At 50.9% G+C, this 20,458-nt stretch carries 17 protein-coding genes and 1 riboswitch; of the genes, 6 read left to right on the top strand and 11 right to left on the bottom strand.

The annotated features are described in order from the left end of the window. Positions 1–16: 16 nt before the first annotated feature. Together PJDR2_RS01750 and PJDR2_RS01745 are read right to left on the bottom strand one after the other, a co-directional pair. On the bottom strand, positions 17–1,843 hold the full coding sequence (locus tag PJDR2_RS01750) for an APC family permease (RefSeq protein ID WP_012772320.1): 1,827 nt from the start codon (positions 1,841–1,843) through the stop codon (positions 17–19). 153 nt (positions 1,844–1,996) lie between these two features. After that, a riboswitch (cyclic di-AMP (ydaO/yuaA leader) is annotated at positions 1,997–2,184 on the bottom strand. Positions 2,185–2,478: 294 nt separating this feature from the next. Continuing rightward, entirely contained in the window at positions 2,479–4,626 is a 2,148-nt protein-coding gene (locus tag PJDR2_RS01745) for a glycoside hydrolase family 3 N-terminal domain-containing protein (RefSeq protein ID WP_190276203.1), read from the bottom strand. A gap of 680 nt (positions 4,627–5,306) precedes the next feature. Here PJDR2_RS01745 and PJDR2_RS01740 point away from each other — a divergent pair. Together PJDR2_RS01740 and PJDR2_RS01735 are read left to right on the top strand one after the other, a co-directional pair. Continuing rightward, positions 5,307–5,705 (top strand): VOC family protein, encoded by a 399-nt coding sequence (locus PJDR2_RS01740; RefSeq protein WP_012772318.1) that lies wholly within the window; start codon positions 5,307–5,309, stop codon positions 5,703–5,705. Positions 5,706–5,796: 91 nt separating this feature from the next. Continuing rightward, on the top strand, positions 5,797–6,912 hold the full coding sequence (locus PJDR2_RS01735) for a stalk domain-containing protein (RefSeq protein WP_012772317.1): 1,116 nt from the start codon (positions 5,797–5,799) through the stop codon (positions 6,910–6,912). Between the two features lie 225 nt (positions 6,913–7,137). On the opposite strand, the gene PJDR2_RS01730 is transcribed toward PJDR2_RS01735, so the two are convergent. From PJDR2_RS01730 to PJDR2_RS01720, 3 genes are all read right to left on the bottom strand, one after another. Further along, positions 7,138–8,832: an S-layer homology domain-containing protein gene (locus tag PJDR2_RS01730; protein ID WP_041613251.1), complete on the bottom strand. Its 1,695-nt coding sequence runs from the start codon at positions 8,830–8,832 to the stop codon at positions 7,138–7,140. 73 nt (positions 8,833–8,905) lie between these two features. After that, the gene (locus tag PJDR2_RS31650) at positions 8,906–11,098 is read right to left on the bottom strand and encodes a metallophosphoesterase (protein ID WP_012772315.1); all 2,193 of its coding nucleotides are present in this window, start codon (positions 11,096–11,098) and stop codon (positions 8,906–8,908) included. 171 nt (positions 11,099–11,269) lie between these two features. Continuing rightward, positions 11,270–12,379, bottom strand: coding sequence for a HupE/UreJ family protein (locus PJDR2_RS01720; protein ID WP_012772314.1), 1,110 nt, complete (start codon positions 12,377–12,379; stop codon positions 11,270–11,272). Between the two features lie 160 nt (positions 12,380–12,539). Between PJDR2_RS01720 and PJDR2_RS01715 the strand changes: the two genes are divergently transcribed. Next, a complete protein-coding gene (locus tag PJDR2_RS01715; RefSeq protein ID WP_012772313.1) occupies positions 12,540–13,790 on the top strand; it encodes a YibE/F family protein in 1,251 nt (416 codons plus the stop codon). Positions 13,791–13,857: 67 nt separating this feature from the next. Here PJDR2_RS01715 and PJDR2_RS01710 read toward each other — a convergent pair whose 3' ends face one another. The 3 genes from PJDR2_RS01710 to PJDR2_RS01700 all read right to left on the bottom strand — a co-directional run bounded on the left by PJDR2_RS01710 (position 13,858) and on the right by PJDR2_RS01700 (position 15,919). Further along, positions 13,858–14,136 (bottom strand): hypothetical protein, encoded by a 279-nt coding sequence (locus PJDR2_RS01710; RefSeq protein ID WP_012772312.1) that lies wholly within the window; start codon positions 14,134–14,136, stop codon positions 13,858–13,860. 246 nt (positions 14,137–14,382) lie between these two features. After that, on the bottom strand, positions 14,383–15,126 hold the full coding sequence (locus tag PJDR2_RS01705) for an SDR family NAD(P)-dependent oxidoreductase (RefSeq protein WP_012772311.1): 744 nt from the start codon (positions 15,124–15,126) through the stop codon (positions 14,383–14,385). Positions 15,127–15,163: 37 nt separating this feature from the next. Continuing rightward, positions 15,164–15,919 (bottom strand): SDR family NAD(P)-dependent oxidoreductase, encoded by a 756-nt coding sequence (locus PJDR2_RS01700; RefSeq protein ID WP_012772310.1) that lies wholly within the window; start codon positions 15,917–15,919, stop codon positions 15,164–15,166. A 148-nt stretch (positions 15,920–16,067) separates the two neighbouring features. Here PJDR2_RS01700 and PJDR2_RS01695 point away from each other — a divergent pair, with 148 nt between their 5' ends. Together PJDR2_RS01695 and PJDR2_RS01690 are read left to right on the top strand one after the other, a co-directional pair. After that, the gene (locus tag PJDR2_RS01695) at positions 16,068–16,973 is read left to right on the top strand and encodes a LysR family transcriptional regulator (protein WP_012772309.1); all 906 of its coding nucleotides are present in this window, start codon (positions 16,068–16,070) and stop codon (positions 16,971–16,973) included. 92 nt (positions 16,974–17,065) lie between these two features. After that, positions 17,066–18,505, top strand: a complete 1,440-nt coding sequence (locus PJDR2_RS01690) for a spore germination protein (protein WP_012772308.1) — start codon at positions 17,066–17,068, stop codon at positions 18,503–18,505. Positions 18,506–18,584: 79 nt separating this feature from the next. Here PJDR2_RS01690 and PJDR2_RS01685 read toward each other — a convergent pair whose 3' ends face one another. Beyond that, positions 18,585–19,406 (bottom strand): (2Fe-2S)-binding protein, encoded by an 822-nt coding sequence (locus PJDR2_RS01685; RefSeq protein ID WP_012772307.1) that lies wholly within the window; start codon positions 19,404–19,406, stop codon positions 18,585–18,587. A gap of 147 nt (positions 19,407–19,553) precedes the next feature. On the opposite strand from PJDR2_RS01685, the gene PJDR2_RS01680 reads away from it, so the two are divergent. Then, positions 19,554–19,850, top strand: coding sequence for a hypothetical protein (locus tag PJDR2_RS01680; protein ID WP_012772306.1), 297 nt, complete (start codon positions 19,554–19,556; stop codon positions 19,848–19,850). 37 nt (positions 19,851–19,887) lie between these two features. Here the strand turns inward: PJDR2_RS01680 and PJDR2_RS32295 are convergent, their stop codons facing one another. Then, positions 19,888–20,094: a cold-shock protein gene (locus PJDR2_RS32295; RefSeq protein ID WP_308443831.1), complete on the bottom strand. Its 207-nt coding sequence runs from the start codon at positions 20,092–20,094 to the stop codon at positions 19,888–19,890. Positions 20,095–20,173: 79 nt separating this feature from the next. Then, complete coding sequence (locus PJDR2_RS01675; RefSeq protein WP_012772304.1) at positions 20,174–20,374, bottom strand: cold-shock protein; 201 nt, start codon at positions 20,372–20,374, stop codon at positions 20,174–20,176. Between the last annotated feature and the right edge of the window lie 84 nt (positions 20,375–20,458).

The following is a 20,458-nucleotide window of genomic DNA, read 5'->3' as shown; positions in this document are numbered from 1 at the left end:
GGACCGAGGCTTTTTGCTATTTTTTCAAATGGTACGGCACGGTGGTGATGATAACGTCCTTGCGGTACAGGAGCTGGGCACGGAGCATCAAGCTCGTTTGGTTGTGCAAAATGTTGTGCCAGCCCTTCTTCGGAATAAACTGCGGAATAATGACGGTTACCTGGTAATTGTTCTCGCTCGCTTTGCGCTGCACCGTATCAATGAACTTGAATAGCGGATTCGAAATCGAACGGTATGGCGAGTGCAGGGTCACCAGCCGGACATCCGGTTGGAATTTTTCCCACTTCTCTTCGAAGATCGTTTCATCCTCTTTCTCGAAAGGCACGTAAACGGCAATGATTTGTTCGGGCTTGAGCGACTTGGCATAGAGTATCGAGTGTTCTACCACATGCGTAATCCCTGAGACCGGCAAAATCATTACATTGCCCACAATCGGCATCACCGGCTCGCAGGTCGCAAGGCGAAGCTGCTCGCCTACTGCCTCGTAGTGCTTCTTGATCCGGTGAAACACGAAGATAATAAGCGGCAGGAAGATCAGAATCGACCACACCTGCTCGAACTTCGTCAGGAAGAACATCATCGATACGATAAAGCTGATTAATGCTCCGATAGAGTTGATGATGAACTTGCCGACCCAGCCCTTTGGCCGCTGACGGAACCATTTCACCAGCATGCCCGTCTGCGACAGCGTGAACGGTACGAACACACCCACCGCATACAGCGGGATAAGATGCTCCGTTTTACCCTGGAACGCAATGATCAGGATAATGGACAGAACGCCCAAGCTGATAATGCCGTTCGAGTAGCCGAGACGGTCACCGCGGACCGTGAACATTCTCGGGATGAATTTATCCTTCGCCAGGTTAACCGCGAGCAGCGGGAAGGCCGAATAGCCGGTGTTCGCCGCCAGTATAAGGATAAGGGCCGTTGTACCCTGGATAAAATAATACATGGTATGACGACCGAATATGCTCTCGGCAATCTGCGACACGACCGTTACTTCTTCTTTCGGCGCTACGCCGTAGTAATACGCCAGGAAGACGATACCCGCGAACAGAACGGACAGCAGACCGCCCATGGCCAGCAGCGTCTTAGCCGCATTGTTGGGAGCCGGATCCTTGAAGTTCGGGATTGCATTCGAGATGGCCTCGACCCCGGTCAGAGCCGAGCTGCCGGATGCGAACGCGCGGAGCAGCAGGAACAGGCTGATGCCCGCAACCGGCGTGCCAACGGCGGTGTGAAGCTGCGGCGATACATCGCCGGAAATGATTTTGTATAACCCAACGCCCACCATAATAAAGATCGCGAGCACAAATAAGTAAACGGGATAAGCAAGGATAGACGCGGATTCGGTCACGCCCCGCAGGTTTAATATCGTAATAAAAAGGACAAACACGATAGAGATCAGTACCGAATGCTCGTGCAGGCTTGGAAAAGCGGACGTGATTGCGTCCGTACCCGCCGAGACGCTTACCGCTACGGTCAAAATATAATCGACCAGCAGGGCGCCGCCTGATATGAGTCCCGGGAACACCCCGAGATTTTCCTTCGATACGACATACGCTCCCCCGCCATGCGGGTAGGCAAATATAATTTGCCGGTAAGACAAGATAAGTGCCGTTAACAAGACCAGCACCCCGACACCAATCGGAATCGAATACCAAAACGCCGCTGCGCTAACGGTCATCAAGACGAGCAAAATCTGCTCTGGCCCGTAAGCAACGGATGATAAGGCATCCGAGGACAGGATCGCAAGCGCCTTCGTCTTAATGAGCTTCTGTTCCCCTAATTCCGTGGACTTGAGGGGACGCCCGATCAGTAATCTTTTGATAAGAGTAAACACACAGGTCACCGCCAACATTGAAGTTAAACATCTAATACCTGGATACTTGGCTACTCGAACACTTATCAGTGCTAATGTAACCACCTTTGCTTTTTTCTACGCATAGAAAAAAGACCGCAGAGTATCCTCCCGCGGCCCGTAAATAACCGAAGTTCACCCTCTCTATCAACGCTTACAAGGTTAGCTGACGGATTCGGGCGTCTAGAGTCGCCCTACGGCTTGCTGCCGCAATCATGCGGCCGGCTTGCCGATTCACCCCGGCGACAAGCATGAACGTTCCTGCCTATCGCAATTGGTTCCCCTGCTCTCCGTTTCTAACGGAAACTCAGCGAATATGAACATATGAAGTTTTGCAGATTTGATCATAGTCCTCTTCCCCCTTTTCTGTAAACCACGATATAAACGCGAAAAAGGGCAGATTAGTCCGTTTTCTATTCATGAATGCGGATACATAATTGGTTCGCTCTCGGAATGTCCGAAATAAACCGCCATGCTTTCTTTTACCTTGCAATCGGCAGATAATCCCTGATATAACAGTGGAGATTGGCTATTATCTGTTAGGCATGCTCTATTAAAGGTGTTGTCAGCAAAAAAAGCGCGAACCTGCCGATGGCTGGCCCGCGCTTTTTTTGTTTTTATTTCGTAAGGCGGAACGATTTCGCTTCCGCATCGCGGCTGTTAGGGCCTACAAAGACATGGAATTCGCCTGCGTCGCTCTTCAACTGCAGATCCGCGTGGTAATAACGAAGCTGCTCCTCGGTAATCTCGAACGTCACCGCCTGCGTCTCGCCCGGCTGGATAGCCAGCTTGCGGAAGCCTTTCAGCTCCTTCAGCGGTCGGACAACCTCGCCGGCAAGATCGCGTACGTACAGCTGGACAACCTCTTCGCCGGCAGAAGCTCCCGTGTTTGTCACGTTAACCGATACCCGAAGCGTATCTCCCGCGTTCATAACGTCCGTCGACAGACTGGCTTCGCTGTACGAGAAGCTCGTATAGCTCAGACCGTAACCAAACGGCAGAAGCGGCGCATTCGGCATGTCCAAATATTTCGAGACGTAACGCTCATTGGCATTTTGAAGCGTAAGCGGACGTCCCGTATTGTAGTTGTTATAGTACACCGGAACTTGCCCAACGGAATAAGGGAAAGACATGGTCAGACGTCCGGACGGGTTCACGTCGCCGTAGAGCACATCCGCGATCGCATTGCCGCCTTCCGTACCCGGGAACCAGACCTCGAGAAGCGCATCCGCTTCTTCGATGACGCCATGCAGATCAAGCGGTCTGCCGTTGAACAGCACAACCACGATCGGCTTGCCAAGCGGCTTCAGCTTCCGAACAAGCTCCAGCTGCGCCTCTGGCAGACGAATGTCGCCGCGGCTTCCCGCTTCCCCGCTCATCTCGGAGCTTTCGCCCAGCGCCAATACGATTACGTCGGCTTGCGATGCCGCTGCGACCGCTTCCTGAAGCTGCTCCTCGGTCACGGCGTCGATGTCTGAACCTTTCGCTACCGCAACGATATCCGCAGCCTTATGGGCAGATAGACCCGCATGAAGCTGCACCGTTTCCTCTTGCTTGCCCCAGATCGACCAAGGACCCAGAATATCTCCGCTTTCGGCAAACGGCCCGATGAGCGCAAGCTTTTGCCCGCTGCGAAGAGGAAGAGCCTCCCGTTCGTTCTTCAGCAGCACGAAGGACTTGGCCGCAATCTCGCGTGCCGCAGCCCGGTGCCCGGGCGACAGCAGCACTTCCTTCTCCCGTTCTTCGCTTGCGGCGCGGTACGGATTCTCGAAGAGACCCAGCTTGTCCTTCAGCTTCAGAATACGGAGCACGGACTCGTCAATCAGCTTGATATCCACTTTGCCTGCTTCTACAAGCCCCTTCAAATGGTTCGCATAGTGGGAGGTCATCATCTCCATATCGACGCCGGCTTCAATCGCCTTCAGCGCGGCTTCCTTGCCGTCTGCCGCAACGCCATGGGGAATCATCTCCCCTACCGCGCCCCAGTCGGAGATCAGCATGCCGTCAAAGCCCCACTCGTCGCGAAGCAGGTTCCGCATCAGCCACTTGTTGCCGGTGGCCGGGATGCCGTCGACCGTGTTGAAGGCCGTCATCACCATCTCGCAGCCTTCGTCCAGCGCGGCTTTATAAGCCGGCAGATAAGACTCGCGAAGCTGTCTTTCCGACATGTTGACGGTATTGTAATCGCGTCCGCCCTCCGCTGCGCCATAAGCGGCAAAATGCTTCACGCATGCGGCAACGCGGTCCATATCGCCTGCCAGGTCATCGCCTTGGAAGCCGCGGACGAAGGCACGCGCATATTCGCTGTTCAGGTACGGATCTTCGCCCGTCGACTCCATCACGCGGCCCCAACGCGGGTCGCGGACAAGGTCCACCATCGGCGCAAACGTCACGTGAATGCCCGTAACGGCCGATTCCTTGGCTGCAATCGCGGCGCTTTTCTCCGCCAGCTCCAGGTCCCAGGTACTGCCGATCGCCAGCGTCACCGGGAAAATCGTACGGTAGCCGTGGATAATATCCGCCATTAGAAGCAGAGGAATGCCGAGGCGGCTGTTCTCCATGTATTTTTTTTGCAGGGCTATCGTTTCCTTCGCGCCAACGGCGCTCAGCACGGATCCTGCATTGTTCACCATATTTTCCGTAACGCCCATCCAGGCCAGCGGCCCCGTCAGGTTAGCGTCATCTTCGCTGAGAAAATTAGGGGTAAGCTGCATGAGCTGAAAAATCTTTTCTTCCAGCGTCATTTGCTCAAGTATTGCGGTCATTGATTGTTTCGTCACGTGGACAAACCCTCCATTTGAATCGGATGATTTCTTGTACTATTCCATTATACCGATTGCCGCCGGGCAGCAATATGTCGGGAATAGCCGAAAAACTCTACAATCTGGCTGTTTGGGTTCGGAACAGACGCTTGGCGGTTGCCGGGCATTATCGCTGCGCAAAAGACATGCTCCTTCGATCGCTGTTGTACCCTGATTTCCTCGAATATACCGCTACAGCGGTTGAAATCCGGGTACAAAGGCGAGCGCTGCGCTTCTCAGCGAGCATGTCTGTTGCTCCGCTCCGGCCTTGCCGCTCTTCATCGGTTCAATCTGCCAGGCCAGATTGTAATTAGTGCAGGATAAATGCCGCTTTCGCGCTGCCTGCTCAAGCTATGTTGTATAAAGTGCAGGATATTCGCCTTCCTAAGGACTTTTTAGACCAATTTGGCGGATTATCCTGTATTCCGTACAACGTAAGTCTTAACACTGCCCCTTCGGGGCTATTTATGTTGCACTCCGTACAACGTAGACCAAGTGGATCCCCTTGCTCGTCTGCCAGTCTAAACCTATTCATTCGTCCGACCAAGCGACCTTGTCCATTTCTTATATTGCTCCAACCTGGGCAGCATTGTATGATCGTAATATAAAATGGGTTTATATTCCATATGTCTGGAGAGGGTAAAATGAGCGGATCAACGGCAGAAGCCAAAATTACGGGTTCATCTACCGTTTTGCTGGTTAAAGATATACAAGAGGCCTCATCATTCTACCTCAATCTCGGGTTTACATACGAAGAGATTGGCGGACATGTCCATGTAACAAGAGAAAATATAACCTTTATTCTGCACCCTGCCGTAAACAAGGATGACGTGCGGCCAAATTCTGCTGTGCAAGGCGGCTTATACTTTGATGCTTTTGCTTACACGGATGCCGTTGACTTGCTGGCGGAAGAGTGCTTGGCTAAAGATGTCGAGATTGTTAACGGCCCTAACTACTCGGAGCATTGGAGTGAATTTACCATTAAAGACGCTGATGGATATCGGATCGCATTTGGAGGAGGCGTCTCCGCCCGGCCGGAATAAAAAATTTAGTTTAGCAATGAAACTTTTCGATACACTCATCCGTCTACATGGTGACTTCAATTCCCGAACTTATACTAGGAGGCCACCCATCATGAGAAAACCTTTTAAAATGCTTACCATTGCCGTTGCCGGCTCCTGCCTGCTTGCCTTTACTCCTGCGCTAGCCATGGCAGCGGAATCCACGGCCGTGCCTGTTGCCGTAACTGCCGAACCGATTACAGCCGTGCCAATCAGCGCCGTGCTTCCCGATACGCAAGCCGTTAAAGTAACAACAAAAGTGATTGAGGAAACATCCGACCTGCTTACCGTAAAAATCTCCGTTCCTGTAATTAGCGGTATGCTTGATACTTCCTATCAAGATAAATTAAACGCCAGCATTGAGGAAAAAGCGACGAAAGAAATCGACAAGCTGAAGGCTCTCGCGGCCGATGACAAAAAGTCCGCGCAAGAGAACGATTATCCGTTCCGTGCTTATGAACTCAATGTAGCCTACGAGCTGAAGGCCGACGGCAGCACTGCCGCGAAGGGCATCGTCTCGTTCACCGTGTCCACCTACGAGTTCACCGGCGGCGCTCACGGCGGCACTGCCGTAGAGGGCTACAATATCGTAAACAGCCAGCAGGCCGCCGAGCTTACGCTTGAGCAGGCGCTTGGCGACGGCGGCTTTGGGGCGGCCAACAGCGCGGTACGTTACACCATCAGCAAAAACCCGGATAATTTCTTCTGGGATGCCATGACAACGTTCAAAATTGACGCCGGTCATACTTACTTCGTAGACAGCAAAGGCAACGTTAATCTGGTGTTCCAGCAATACGAGATCGCGCCTTATGCCGGCGGCATCATCAACATTCCGGTTGACGCCACCACTTCGGTTGGCCCAACCTTAACCTTGTCCACCAAGGATCTGACGGCCGGTCCAAACGGCGCCCATTACATTCCGCTTCGTAAAGCTGCGGAAGCGCTTGGCTATAAAATAAAATGGAGCAACAAAACGCAAAGCGCGGAAATTTCCCGCGATGCGCAATGGACATCGGTAACCGTAGGCAAAAACAGCTACACCATTAACAAAATGGCTCCGATTCAGCTGTTTGCCGCACCTAAATTAATTAAAGGCTCCCTATACGTCCCGGATGAATTCTTCAGCAAAGTTCTTCACCTCGACGTGAAGAACAATACGAGCAATAATTCGGTGACGATTAAAGGGTAAGCGTACCGACACCGTGGCGATGATCTATGATGTTCCAACAAAAGAAAGGGCTGTCTCATTGAGACAGTCCTTTCTTTGCTTCTTAGCGTACATACATTGGATCCTCTCCAGCGTAATCGGACTGAAAGGCGCATCTTTTACGCTATGTTGGATTCATTCCAGCAAATAAACCCGGAATGAACCACTATCGTCCAAAAAGGTTGATTGTAATGGACTCCATCCATCTTAATAAAGCTCGTTATACAACAAATGAAGAACCTTAGCCGCCTCAGCGCGGGTCAAGTTGTTCTGAGGAGTCAGATAACCGTTGCTGCCGTTAATAATACCCGAAGCAATCAGCTTCTCTACGCTTGGCTTCGCGTAAGCCGCTACCTTGGCGGCATCCTTGTAGCCAGGCAGCGATGCCGTCTCCTTCAGCGGATGACCGGCTGCCGTAAAGGCACGGTCGAGCAGCACCATCATATCCTGGCGGGAGATCGATGCACCCGGATTAAACTTGCCGTCACCCGAGCCGCTTGCAAGACCAAGCGCTTGAGCGGTCATAACCGCATCATAGTAGTAAGCTTTGGACGTAACGTCCTTGAAGCCCGCGCCAGTCGACTCCGCATGCTTGGCGAGTACGCCTACCAGCAGCTTCGTGAAGTCCGCTCTCGTAATATTAGCGTTTGGCGAGAACGTGTCGGCGGTTGTGCCGTTAATAATGCCGCGGATCGCCAACGCTTCAATGTCTTGGCGTGCCCACGAGGACGTCGTGTCCTTGAAAGCTTTGCTGCTGTTCACAATCGTGTATAAGCTGAAATGCGTTGTGGAGAAGCTCATTTCACCGTCTTCCGCGTGGAAACGTCCTGTCGGTACAATCTGCAGCTTACCGTTGCTGTCGATATAAGCGGCAACAATCAGATCCGCGTTTACTTTCTCTGTAGCGGACAATGTGTACGGAAGCACGACCTGAACAGGCGCCTGCTCGTTCTTCCATTCAATCGCTTTGCCATCCAGTTCAAAATGCAGCTCCAGCACAGGGCGGCTGCCTACTTGCTGCTGGGCGGAAGCCGGCAAGGAAGCCGGATCGACCTGCTTAATACGAAGCGTCAGGCTTTGCGCCGAACCAAGCTGGCCGGCCGGAATGACATGATCCGGAATGGTAACCGTACCAAACGGCGTATTGATCTCAACCTGGCGTTTCTCGTCGGCGTTAAACAGAGAGTATGGCAACTGGAACGCAATTTCCTTCGCGCCGCCTACATCCGTGCTCTTCACTTCGAAGGAGATGGTTTTAACGTTCTGGCTGTTCGGAGCCGCATGCTCTAGAGCTTCCAGAGCTTTCGTATTGTCGATGACTTGCGTGTAAACGTTATCCGATCCACCTGTATTGCCTGTGCCTGTATTCCCGCCATTGCCCGGATCGGTTGTGCCCCCGCCCGGTGTATTCGAAGCTGATCGCGTAATTTGCAACGTTTGATTAGGAGTGAGGCTCTCGCTGGTGGCCCCGCCCGTTCCGGTCAATCTGGTCAGAGTCGTCTCCGCCAAGGTAACAACGGCAGCCGCGCTGTCCGTGTAAGTAAAGGTAAGCGTACAAGCCGTAAAGCTTCCCGAGAAATGGTTCGATGTATCAAAGAATCCGAAATAACTGATGCCGTTCTTCTCTTTAATGGATACTTGCGAGGCACTGCCAATTGCTTGCGAATAAGTAACCGATTTTAACTGCACATGGCTGTCTGTCTTGATTCCAAACTCCGCGCTGCCGAAAGGAGTCTGCGAGTTCAGAACAAGATCAACCGTGAAGGAGGAGGCATTCTTGTCAACTTCGATCGCTTGCTTCGAGAATTGAACCGTAGAAGAATCGGCCGCAAAAGCCAAAGCGTTAAACGGGAGAACCAGGAAGCAGATAAAGAGTAGACCTGCCAACAATTTCTTTTTCATCATCATGAACTCCTCATGGGTTTAAAATACAGGAAAAGGCGGCGAGGCGCCTTTTCCCGCTGCAGATTAGTGCTTACTTGCCTTGGAAAATATGAAGAATAATAATCGTGAAATCCGTCAAATCGACCTTGCCGTCGAAGTTCACGTCCGCCAGCTTCGCATTCGCCCAGTCAGTGTCCGTCGAGCTAGCGCGGTAATGATCGATTGCGACCGACAAGTCGGCCGAAGTCAGCTTGCCGTCTTTGAACAGGTCCGTAATATCTTTGTAGGAACGGATCAGGATCGAGGATGGCAATTTATCGAAGATTGCGTCTAAATCGGTATTTTCCGAGCTGGTGTTCACGACAACATTATCAAGTTGGACATCCGCTTGAACGTTGTCGACATCCGGATTAACCGGCTTGAACGTCAGCTTGATCATATCCGTAAATTCGGTAAGCGTAATCGGATGCTCCTGGAAGCCGGCGATCACACGAACCGTTCCCGGCTCGACTTCATTCGCCTGCAGGAAGCCGTTTGTTTTGTCCAGAAGCTCCGCCCCTGTCGCCGGATCAAACGTGAATTTCGTTGAATCAAACTTGAACGTTACATCAAGCACGTTAACCTTGTCGGATTTACCAAGAGCCAGATAGAACTCCGCCCCCGGACTTTCCTCTTTGATAATCGTATCTTTCTTCGCGTAAATCTTCACCATCGTGCCGACTACCACATCAAACGTACCTGTGTAAGGGACGCCGGCAATGGTATAAGTAACCGTGACATGCTTCGTGCCTTTTGTTGCGGAGTCAAAGCCAGTGATGGTTACTTGGTCAAGCGGCAAAGCCGTTTTGGAGCCGTCGAGGTTGATTTTGCTGACAGCCAAGCCCGTTGTATCCAGAAGCTCGCCTACCGCATAGTTCTTTTTCGCCGGAGCTGTTACTTCAATACCCGACATGTCCGTGTGAACCATAGTGTAAGTGTCCACTTTAGCCATTGTGTCCGTGCGGTAAGTATCTACGGAAATCGAGTTGTGGTCGATGTTGATCATCGAGAAGGTTGGAACCTTCAGCTGGCTCTTCACATCGGAGTAGTAGTCGTTCAGCGTTGTTTTCAAATCGTAGTACTTACTGCCGGAAGCGGAGTTCGCAGTCAGGTACATAATGCCTTTCGGGTTAACGAATACGCCGTTATCCATCGATTGGCCTTTGATCGCTTGGTCGCCTTCCATTTGGTACGTTTTTACGTAAGAGTGGTCATGACCCATAAAGACGAGGTCAATCTTCAGCTGATCAAATACCGGGAAGAGCACTTTACGCAGATTCAGAATTTCCGTATCCGTCGCATGGCTTGCCGCGCTATAGATCGAGTGGTGGAAGGTTACGATTTTCCATCTTGCGTTCGGGTTCGCTGCAATAGCATCCTTCATGAACGCTTCATGGGAAGCGCTGTTCGACGAGTTGGAGTTGAGGACCATGAAGAGCGTCTCGCCGTACGTATAGTAGTAGTCGCCGCCGGCAACGGTCGTGCCGTATTGAGCCGACTCGTTCGGCTGGTTGTAGTGGTACTTGTAGTTTACCGCACCGTCATGGTTGCCAACAACGGTTGCAACCGGCAGGTTGCGCAGCTGCGAAGGATTCAGGAAGTTCGTATATTCCGTCTCGCTGGACGCCGTATTCACTTGGTCGCCTGCCGACATGATGTAGCTCATATCCGGGAACATTTGGGTTGCTTTGTTCAGCGTGTTCGCCCAGCCGGCACCATCCGTTACCGCGTTGCCGCCTGCACCGATCTGCGGGTCACCTACGAACATAACGCTGAAATCATGGGAGTCTTTCGTGCTGAAGTTGTAAGCCGTGCTCCAATGCTCGTCCAGACCGTCACCTACGCGGTATACATAATCGGTCGATTCCTGAAGTCCCGTGATCGTAGCTTTGTTGGAGAAAAAGCCCGTCACCGCAGCCGAGGATGTACCGTTAAACGAAGCAGCCGTTGCAACTGGGAATACGCCGTCAACCACATCCGCTTTCTTCGCGATCTGAACAACAGTGCCTACCGGCTGCGTAGCTGCCGAATACCAAGTCAGGTTGACCTGCGATTCGTCTGCGCCCGGATTAAGCATAACGTTGCTCACCGCGTACGGATCAACCGCTTGCGTGCTGACACCTGTGCCCGGCTCATCCGCCGCATTAACCAGCGTTGCCGTCAGTGACGTAGCGAGTACAGAAGCGACCAGTACGGAGTACAGTCCTTTGCGCACGCCTTTTTGTTGCTTCAAAACGTTAAACAATGTAATACCCTCCCACTTTTTGATTGCCTTGACCTGTGGAGCTTGTCTATCTAAGGCATCATAAAAACCTTAGTGGTTAAATGTTTTGACAATGTTATCCTCATGGTGAAGTATTTGTAAACTTTTGTCGTACCTTCATGAAACCTATACATACCGCAGCGCAAATTCCGTCTATAGAAAAGCACGCTGAATCAGCCAGATCAGACCAAACACCGAAATCGTCGCCGACATTGCCGGCATGGTCCAACGGATCCTGCGGGCATAATGAATAACCGGATACAGCAGCAATACGATCATTAGCTGACCAAACTCGATGCCAACGTTAAACGTCAGCAGCGACGCCGCCATTTGCCCCCCGTCCAGCCTCATCTCCGATAGAGTAGCCGCAAATCCGCACCCATGAATCAGACCAAAGCCAAAAGCCAGGAACAGATTATGCTTGCTCGCATTTTTGTTCAGGATGCTGTTCAAGGCAACGTATATAATGCTAAGCGCGATAACCGACTCGACCAGCTTGCCCGGCAGATTAATGACGCCAAAGCCGGCCAGCAGGAGCGTTACCGTATGAGCCGCGGTAAATGCCGTTACGACGCCAAGAATCTGCTTAATCGAACGAGCGCCGATCAATAGGCTAAGCACGAACAAGATATGGTCATAACCCGTAATAAGATGCTCGATGCCAAGGATGAAGAACTGCTTCACCGCGCGGAGCAGACTGATTTTCCCGAGCTCCACTTCCCGTTTGTCGAAGTTCAGGACATAGCTTTGCTTATCGCTGCCGTCCTGCTTAAGGTCCAGCGTCACGTAATTCATGTGCCATTGATCCACGTCGTCGTAGATAGGCTGGTAGTCGAGCACGAAATGCTCGGGCTTGCCCGAAAGATCGAAGCGAAGGATCGCTTCCGCATACGGCTGATCCCGCGCTACCGTTGCTTCCAGCGTCAGCAAGGAACCGTCCAGCGGCAGGCTGTCCGCATACAGATGGATTTTGTCCAAAAGGTAATTCTCCACATCGTCCTTATGCTCGGTAACGAATTTCTGCAGCACTTCCGGCGAAAAATCGCCGACGTCCGGATCATTCGGCGCGACGGCAAGACGAAGATCGTACATATCGATCCGAAGATCATAAGCAATGGAGCCGTCCTGCAGTCCAATATCGGAGTACGCAACGCTGTTGCCGCTATGCGCTAATGCGGCTGTACCCCCGCCTAATCCGGCAACGAGCAGGAACAGTCCCAGCATGCTTGCCGCAAGCAGCCGGCGGATCCTCTTACGGTTCATAGTCGAAATAACCTCCAGTTCATGTCTAATCTTGTCTTATCGTATAGGTAAATTGTTAATGGAATTGGTTTATTCCTTAAATTAATTGTAAATTAATACCTAATTAACAATTCATTATTATGATGGGGACAAGATCGAAGGACACGGAGGGAAAACTTCAGTGAACGTATTTTGGAGCAAAATGGCGCAGCCCAGATTTCGGACAGGCGTATTTATCGCATTGCTGATCATATTTGCAGCTTCGGTATATCAGTTCAACCGGATGGATGAATTCACGTTTAATGAGCAGCTAGGCAGCGGCTATGAACGCTACGAGAAAGCACGGGTCGTGGAGATTACGAAGGAACAGCTCGAGAAGGATGCGAATATCGAAGGGCTGTATAGGGGTACGCAAGAGCTAAAGATTAAAGTATTGTCCGGCGAGCACAAGGGTGATATTTTGCCGGTGACCAACTACCTCAGTACCATGTTTAACATTCACGCAAAGGTAGGCACGAAGCTTGTCGTGAACATCTCAACGGCCAATGCCTCCCATTTCAATGTGACGATCTACAACTATTACCGCGCGCCTTATCTCTATGGCATGATCGCGATTTTTCTGGCTATTTTATGGGCAATCGGAGGCAAAAAGGGGCTGAAGTCGGCTGTTGCCCTCCTCTTTACCTTCAGCAGTATCATCTTCCTCTTCCTGCCCATGCTGTATCGAGGCTACTCGCCGATGCTCGCAGCGATAATCGTCGTGACCACAACCATTATTGCGACGCTGCTGCTGCTAGACGGCTGGAGCTCCAAGTCACTGTCTGCCATTATCGGCACGATGATTGGCGTTATTCTGGCTGGCGGCGTAGCCGCCTTAGCCGGACATCTGCTTCATATCTCCGGATTTAATACAAATGATTCCGAGACGCTCCTCATTATCGCCGACGATACAGGCATGAAGGTCGAAGGCCTTCTCTTCGCCGGGGTCATTATCGCCGCGCTAGGAGCCATTATGGATTTAGGCATCTCCATCGCATCGGCCGTCCATGAGGTGTACACAACGAATCGCGAGCTTGGGCCACGAGCCTTGTTCCTTGCCGGCATGAACGTAGGCCGCGATATGATGGGGACGATGGCAACAACCTTGATTCTCGCCTTCACCGGTTCATCGCTTATGTCCCTGCTTGTCCTCTATGCGTACAAGGTGCCTTATGACCAGCTCGTCAATATGAACCTCGTCACCATCGAAGTGCTGCAAGGCATGACCGGCAGTATCGGCGTTATCCTCACCGCGCCAATCGTGGCCTTCGTCTCTTCAAGGCTTATGCCTTATTACGACCGGATGCTGGCCCGCAAGGCTGCTTCCGCAGTAGAGCTCGATCAAGCCCGCCCAGTTCCTGTAGACAGCGAGAAAACCGCTGTACCGCAATAATAGGCCGATAAAAAAAGCCATCTTGCCCCAAATGGGCTAGATGGCCTTCTTTGTTATGCAGCTTAGTTTAGTCTTCATACTCCGCAAAGCCGTTCTCGACGAGATAATCCATCTCCGTATCGAGAATTTTCTCGACCGTCACTTCGTCCAGCTTCACATCGCGCTGCTTCAGCACATAATCGACCAGCTCGTCGCTGTCGATATCGATAACTTGGCCTTTCGCCGTGCTTTGCGCCTTATCGATAAAAGCCTGCTCATGCTTCAGCACCAGACTGATCGTTTCAGCCGCTACCTTGGTTTTCTCCGCCAGATAGTTCACTAACTCTTTTTGATTCGGTTCGCTCATTGTTACGACAACTCCTCGAATTTCAAGTTCTTGGACTATTGTACCATCCCGGGAGTCAGATTCAAAAACTGCCTTTTTAAAAGGAGGTGTCCTATAAAGACATGAAAATGAAAAAAAGGAACTTTTATCTGGGCCAAACAGCAGTCTGCGCATTAAACCTGTTTGAAAATGCTCAAACAATTATGCGAGCCTTTTTCTAGCGAGCCTCTTTTGAGGCAGCCTCTTTCCAGATCTGCCGTTTGCTGCTTATTGCGCCGTATAACCGCCGTCTACGGTTAGCGTTGTTCCCGTGATGAAGGATGCATCTTCGCTCGCGAGGAAAAGAACGGATTTGGCTATCTCCTCCGGCGTGCCGAGGCGGCCCATGGGATGCAGGTTGATCAGATATTGGCGCGCCTCTTCGCTGCCGCCTTGAATAAGCGGCGTATCGATATAGCCCGGGCAAACTGCGTTCACGCGGATATTTTGCTGCGCATAAGCAATCGCAGTGCTTTGCGTCAACAGCTTCACGCCGCCTTTTGCCGCCGAATAAGCCGGAATGGTGTTGCGGGCCACATGGCTGTGAATCGAACCGCAGTTCACGACCGCCCCGCCAGTGCCCTGCTTCAGCATCTGGTCAATCGCATACTTATCGCACAAGAAAACACCTGTCAGGTTGATATCAATCATGCGCTGCCAGTCCTTCATCGACAACTCATGGGTAACGCCTTGCGCGCCAATCCCGGCATTCGCGAACAAGATATCCAGCTTGCCGTATTTTTTCACCGTTGCGGCAACCATCGCCTTGACGCTTGCTTCGTCGGCTACGTTTGTTTTTACGAATAAGGTATCAAAGCCCTCACTGTTCAGCTCTTCGGATACCGTCGTGCCGCGGTCCGAGAAGTCCGCAATAACAACCTTCGCGCCTTCAGCAGCGAATGCGCGAACGGTCGCTTCCCCAATGCCGCTAGCTCCGCCGGTTACGATTGCTACTTTGTTGTCAAAACGCATCGTTATAGCCACCTCTTATCAAAGAATAAATAATTGCTTAGCGAGCCATCGCGCCGCCGTCGATAACCATTTCGGTACCCGTCATGTATGAAGATTCTTCCGAAGCCAGGAACAAGACGAGATTCGATACCTCATCCACGCTGCCTACTCGGCCAATAGGAGAAACGGCTTGCCCAAGCTCGGCTTTGTCACGCTTTGTTGTTGCCGCTGCATAATCAACCATAGCCGTATTAATGTACCCCGGATGAATCGAGTTGACCCGTACGCCCTGCGTGGCAAATTCCATTGCCACATCCTTCGTCATCGTCCTCACCGCGCCTTTGCTTGCGCCATATAACGCATGGTTCGGCGAACCGCCGATACCCGCGATGGACGAAGCATTAATGACCGAACCGCGCTGCTGCTTCAGCATAACCGGAATGACATGCTTCATGCCGAGGAAGACGCTGGTCACGTTGATGTTCATCAGGCGGTTCCAATCCTCCACCGTTGTGTCAAACAGCGGCTTGATCACGTAAATGCCGGCGTTATTGAACAACACGTCAATTGTTCCGAAGGTCTTAACCGCCTCGTCCACAACCTGGATCCAATTGTCCTCGCTGCCTACATCATGGGGGATCGCGATCGCTTCGCCGCCAAGTTTTTTCACCTCATCGGCCGTCTGCTGCACGCTAGCTTCATTAATATCCGTTACGACAACCTTCGCTCCCTCTTTCGCAAAACGAAGCGCCGTCGATTTGCCAATCCCGGTACCCGCACCTGTAATAATCGCTACTTTGCCTTTCAGACGCATAACCAAGCACCATCCTTGTCTCTATATTGCGTTGCGCGAAACGAATAATGAATTAACTTACAATTCAAGTATAGGACGGTTTAGTGTAATAATAAATTTAGTTAAATTTACGGTATGTTAAATAAAAATGAAGGAACGATCGTCCACCATGAATATTGACCAATTGGAATATATCCTGGAAGTCGCCAAGGTTAAGTCGATCTCGGCCGCTTCCAACAACCTGCATGTCACGCTGCCTGCGATCAGCCAATCCATTACGCATCTGGAGACCGAGCTTGGCGTGAAGCTGTTCACCCGCTCCAGGCACGGGACCTTCCCTACGGCAGAAGGCATCATTCTGATCGAGAAAGCCAGCGAGATTATCGAAAAAGTGCGGGAGCTGCGCGAGGAAGCGCAAAGCTTCACCAATACGATCAGCGGCGAGCTGCGCATCGCTACGATTCCGGGACCGATGTCGCTGCTGGTGAAGACGATTGCGGCGTTTAAGAGAGATTTTCCGAATATCCGGATCGAGATCTCGGAGACCCACTCCCAGGAGATGATCACAAGCATTCATCAGGATAAAACCGACCTTGGTCTGCTCGTCCTCTACAAGGATCTCGAGCCTAGCGTCGAAGGACTCAAATTCACGAAAGTAATGGATGTCAGCATGACCTGCTGCGTCAATAAGAACAGCCCGCTCGCCTTGCGCGACCGGGTTAAAGCGGAGGATCTGATGCGTTATCCGCTTGCCCTCTACAATGAGGACTATATTGACTGGTACGTCAAGCACCTGAACGAGAATTACGGCGCAACCAATCTGCTGTTTACAACCAATAATCTGGAGGCGATCCGTCAGGCTCTCGACGATGAGCTCGCCATTACGCTGGGGTTGAACTATTCCTTCAACTACGGGAATTACCAGAACTATCCGATCTATAAAATACTGGACATTGATCTGCCTACCGCGCCGCCCGTCCCGCTTGGCTGGATGCAGTCGAAGAGCAAGGCCAATTCCAAGATTATCAAAACCTTTATTCATCGGCTCCAAATGCAGTTCCCGATGCCGAATTGATTTGATCCGGTGTTCCCGGTTCGAAGCGTATAATAAGGTTCGGTTTGCTCCAACCTGTACCTATACAGGTTGACGCTTAAAGGAGCTGCATCATGACCGACACCGAGCCGAAAACGCTGCAGAAGCAATTGGACCAAAACCTTGCGATCATCAAGCAACGCTTCCACCATACAACCGATTTGAAGATCAGGGACATTCAAGCCGCTCATTTAAAAGCTTCAATTGTCTACATAGAAGGATTGATCGACAGCAAACGGCTGCAGGAATCGGTTATCCGCCCCCTGCTTCATATGGCACCCGTTGAACGCGAGCTGGTTGATTATATTAGAAGCAATGTCATTGAAGCTGCCGACGCAACGTCTTCTTTTCATATCCAGGAAATATCCGAAGGTCTTGTCGAAGGTAAAGCCGTCCTGCTGCTTGAGGGATATTCGAAAGCTATCCTGGTCGATGTCGCCGAGTGGAAAGAACGAAGTCTGGAGAAGCCGATTTCGGAACGTGCTCCACGAGGGCCTATTATCGGTCTGACTGAAAAAGCTTCCACGAATATCAACTTGCTTCGGGGAGCGATTAAGACCCCTGATTTCTGCGTAGATACCCATCAAATCGGAATCTTGGCCAAGACCAACGTGTCCATTCTGTACCTTAACGGTGTTGTCGATAAGCAGGTCTTGCAATTCGTTCAGAATCGGCTCCATGCCATTAAAGTCAAATACGTCACGGAATCACGAATCGTGGAAGAAGCGCTTGAGTTCCGCAAAAGCATATTTCCGCTCAGCCAAACCTCCGAAAGACCGGATAGCATCGCCTCCAGTTTGTACGAGGGCAGGGTTGCGGTTCTTGTGGATGGAACTCCGAGGGCGATTATAGTTCCGTCCTTATTTACGGACAACATCCAAACGCCGGATGAATACCATACGCGTTACGGCAGGTTAACAAACAGAATCACGAGGTTTATAGGTTTTTTGTTATCGATTTATATACCTGCCATTTTTGTTGCGTTATGCAATTTCCATCAAAGCGAGCTTCCAGAAGCTTTTGCAAAGGTTCTCATCCCAAAGGGAGTATTGATAAACCCACTATTTGAGATGATCTTGCTCATCTTTATTTTTAGAACCATGATCGATATTGCCTTCCGCCTTCCGCAGAGCTTAGTCATTCTGATTTCATTGGTGGGTACCATTACGATCGGGGATTCCTTGGTTAAGGTCAAATTGACCCACCCTTTCGCCTTGGTCATCGTCGCGGCAACCTTCATGTTAACCTTTCTCGTATTGAACAAACTAGTCGCCGCTATTTCAACCCTGAGATTCCTATTTCTGTTCTTGGGAGCTTTCCTCGATTTCACGGGGATCATTGTAGGAACAACGTTAGTTATTATCTACATGGCTCAGCTCAAAAGTGCCGGCGTTCCTTATTTATCGCCGCTAATTCCTTTCAAGCCAAGGGAATTAAAGGATACGATCATCCGCGGGGACCTGAAGAAGCTGCTCAATAGCGAGCATTCCTATCTACGCGAAGATAATGGATGAACGTATGGATGAACGAAAAAAAGAGTATCTCCTTCCGGGTAACCGGACCTGGAGATACTCTTTTATGTAGAGGAAGATATTAGTGCACGGCGGCTTCCGCGAGAATTTCGCATTTTCTCGCTTCACGCTCGTCGCTTGTCATACGCGGGCACGTATAGCATTTGGTCCCGTTCTCGCGGCGGTCGTACATGCAGCAGGAAGAAGGAACAAGCCACTTCTCCTCCGGCTTATACGGGTTCTCCACGTAACGCGGGTTCGCGAGGTAATACGGATTGCGTCTGCGGTTGAACAAGGCAGGATCAAGGAATTCCGCAAGCAGCTTGCCGTCCGCCAGGAATTGTTCCGTGAGAGGAGGCATTTGCATGTGATCCGCAATGAAATCCTGCGTCATCTTGAGCTGACCGCTGAATTGCTGCCAGATCGCATCCGGCTTCAAGTCGCCGGCCTCAGCGATTGCTTCAATCGCAGGGGTAATGAAATTCGTGAAATACTCCTCCCAATGCTGAAGCAGGAAGGCTATGCGCTCTTCGGGCTCCGTTGGCACCGGAATGGAGCGGAGCTCTTTTATTTTATAACCTAGATGGGCATGATCGTCATGCATCTCCACCTGGTAGTTGATATTATCCGGATACATATCGAGTAATTGATTATACATCGAAGCGAACAGCAGCTGTACGACGCTCACCTTGCACAGGGACGTTCCGATGAACGAAGCCGGCAGCGCATTCGAGATCGCCTGTACCGTCTCCCCGCTCCGCTGAAGCGCCTCTTTCAGGATAGCCGGATCAAAAAAGCCCGTTGCCGGTATATCGTAAATCGGATGCTCCGCCCCTTCGGGCGAAATATGATAATACATCTTTACGAGACTAAAATCGAACAACGTCTCCGACCTCCGTTTCATTATTCCGCTAGGCCTCTGGCCCACCGGATTGCCTCTTTCATCCTATGTAAAGAATCCTCTTATATGATAACGATTCTCATAATTACTGTCAATTTGCCGCATAAGATCCGCCTTTTTGCATCAAGCTGTAAAGAGAGGTGAATTGTTATGATCTTTATTATCGGAGCAGGGCTAGCTATAGCCGCAGCCATTGTCGGATGGATCAGTTACCGGAGCCAAATAGGCAAATCCGTCTTTGGCGGTCTCGCCGCCATCGCCATCTTCCTGGCTTCCACCGTTATTGCCACTTCCGCTACTCGTACCATTTTGGACGATACCATATACATGACCGAGATCCACTCGGTGCTAGGGTCGCCGACTTTTATCATTAGTACGGGGTATTTGATGGTGTACGGCATTGCGCGAATGGTTGCGGGGATTGGACGCGGGGCTGCTCGGACATAAAAAAAGCATCTCCCTTACGGGAGATGCTTTCGTCATTCTATTTCTGATGGCTAAAGCTGGTATTAGCAACCACAGCCAACATTCTTTCTTCCTTGATCATCGGGGATTGGCATAAGAAGCACACGGGAGCTTCGGATAATGAGAAGTTATCCCTCATCCATCCCTTGCATTGCTCGCTAGAGCATGACCATACCACTGTTAATTCAGTAGGCAGTTCTTCAGCCGTCTTTTTCCGAGAATACATCATATCCCTCTTTCCTCTGATCTGTAATAATGAAAAAAGCCCCAAACCTTGAAGTCCGGGGCATTTTTTACGAAAAGTCCTACAGTTTTACAACGTTTTCCGCTTGAGGACCACGGTTGCCTTGTACGATGTTGAACTCAACGCGTTGACCTTCGTCAAGGGATTTGAAGCCGTCGCCTTGGATAGCGCTGAAGTGTACGAATACATCGTTGCCGCCTTCAACTTCGATGAAGCCAAATCCTTTTTCTGCGTTAAACCATTTCACTGTACCTTGTTCCATGTTCAATTACCACCTTGTATATGATTTACATGACATTCTTATCTTGTGCTAACAATAAAAAATTCACATATCGTGCAGGATTAT

Source organism: Paenibacillus sp. JDR-2, assembly GCF_000023585.1.
Lineage (GTDB): Bacteria > Bacillota > Bacilli > Paenibacillales > Paenibacillaceae > Pristimantibacillus.
Note: the sequence above shows the minus strand (reverse complement) of the source record. Positions and strands in the feature narration are given on the sequence as shown.

Excerpts from the sequence above, each read along its gene's own strand:
- PJDR2_RS32295 (WP_308443831.1), bottom strand. The coding sequence starts at position 20,094 with ATGTATTCTCGGAAAAAGACGGCTGAAGAACTGCCTACTGAATTAACA.
- PJDR2_RS01710 (WP_012772312.1), bottom strand. The coding sequence starts at position 14,136 with ATGAGCGAACCGAATCAAAAAGAGTTAGTGAACTATCTGGCGGAGAAA.
- PJDR2_RS01700 (WP_012772310.1), bottom strand. The coding sequence starts at position 15,919 with ATGCGTCTGAAAGGCAAAGTAGCGATTATTACAGGTGCGGGTACCGGG.
- PJDR2_RS01740 (WP_012772318.1), top strand. The coding sequence starts at position 5,307 with ATGAGCGGATCAACGGCAGAAGCCAAAATTACGGGTTCATCTACCGTT.
- PJDR2_RS01720 (WP_012772314.1), bottom strand. The coding sequence starts at position 12,379 with ATGAACCGTAAGAGGATCCGCCGGCTGCTTGCGGCAAGCATGCTGGGA.
- PJDR2_RS01705 (WP_012772311.1), bottom strand. The coding sequence starts at position 15,126 with ATGCGTTTTGACAACAAAGTAGCAATCGTAACCGGCGGAGCTAGCGGC.
- PJDR2_RS01695 (WP_012772309.1), top strand. The coding sequence starts at position 16,068 with ATGAATATTGACCAATTGGAATATATCCTGGAAGTCGCCAAGGTTAAG.
- PJDR2_RS01680 (WP_012772306.1), top strand. The coding sequence starts at position 19,554 with ATGATCTTTATTATCGGAGCAGGGCTAGCTATAGCCGCAGCCATTGTC.
- PJDR2_RS01735 (WP_012772317.1), top strand. The coding sequence starts at position 5,797 with ATGAGAAAACCTTTTAAAATGCTTACCATTGCCGTTGCCGGCTCCTGC.
- PJDR2_RS01685 (WP_012772307.1), bottom strand. The coding sequence starts at position 19,406 with ATGAAACGGAGGTCGGAGACGTTGTTCGATTTTAGTCTCGTAAAGATG.
- PJDR2_RS01675 (WP_012772304.1), bottom strand. The coding sequence starts at position 20,374 with ATGGAACAAGGTACAGTGAAATGGTTTAACGCAGAAAAAGGATTTGGC.
- PJDR2_RS01745 (WP_190276203.1), bottom strand. The coding sequence starts at position 4,626 with ATGACCGCAATACTTGAGCAAATGACGCTGGAAGAAAAGATTTTTCAG.
- PJDR2_RS01690 (WP_012772308.1), top strand. The coding sequence starts at position 17,066 with ATGACCGACACCGAGCCGAAAACGCTGCAGAAGCAATTGGACCAAAAC.
- PJDR2_RS01730 (WP_041613251.1), bottom strand. The coding sequence starts at position 8,832 with ATGAAAAAGAAATTGTTGGCAGGTCTACTCTTTATCTGCTTCCTGGTT.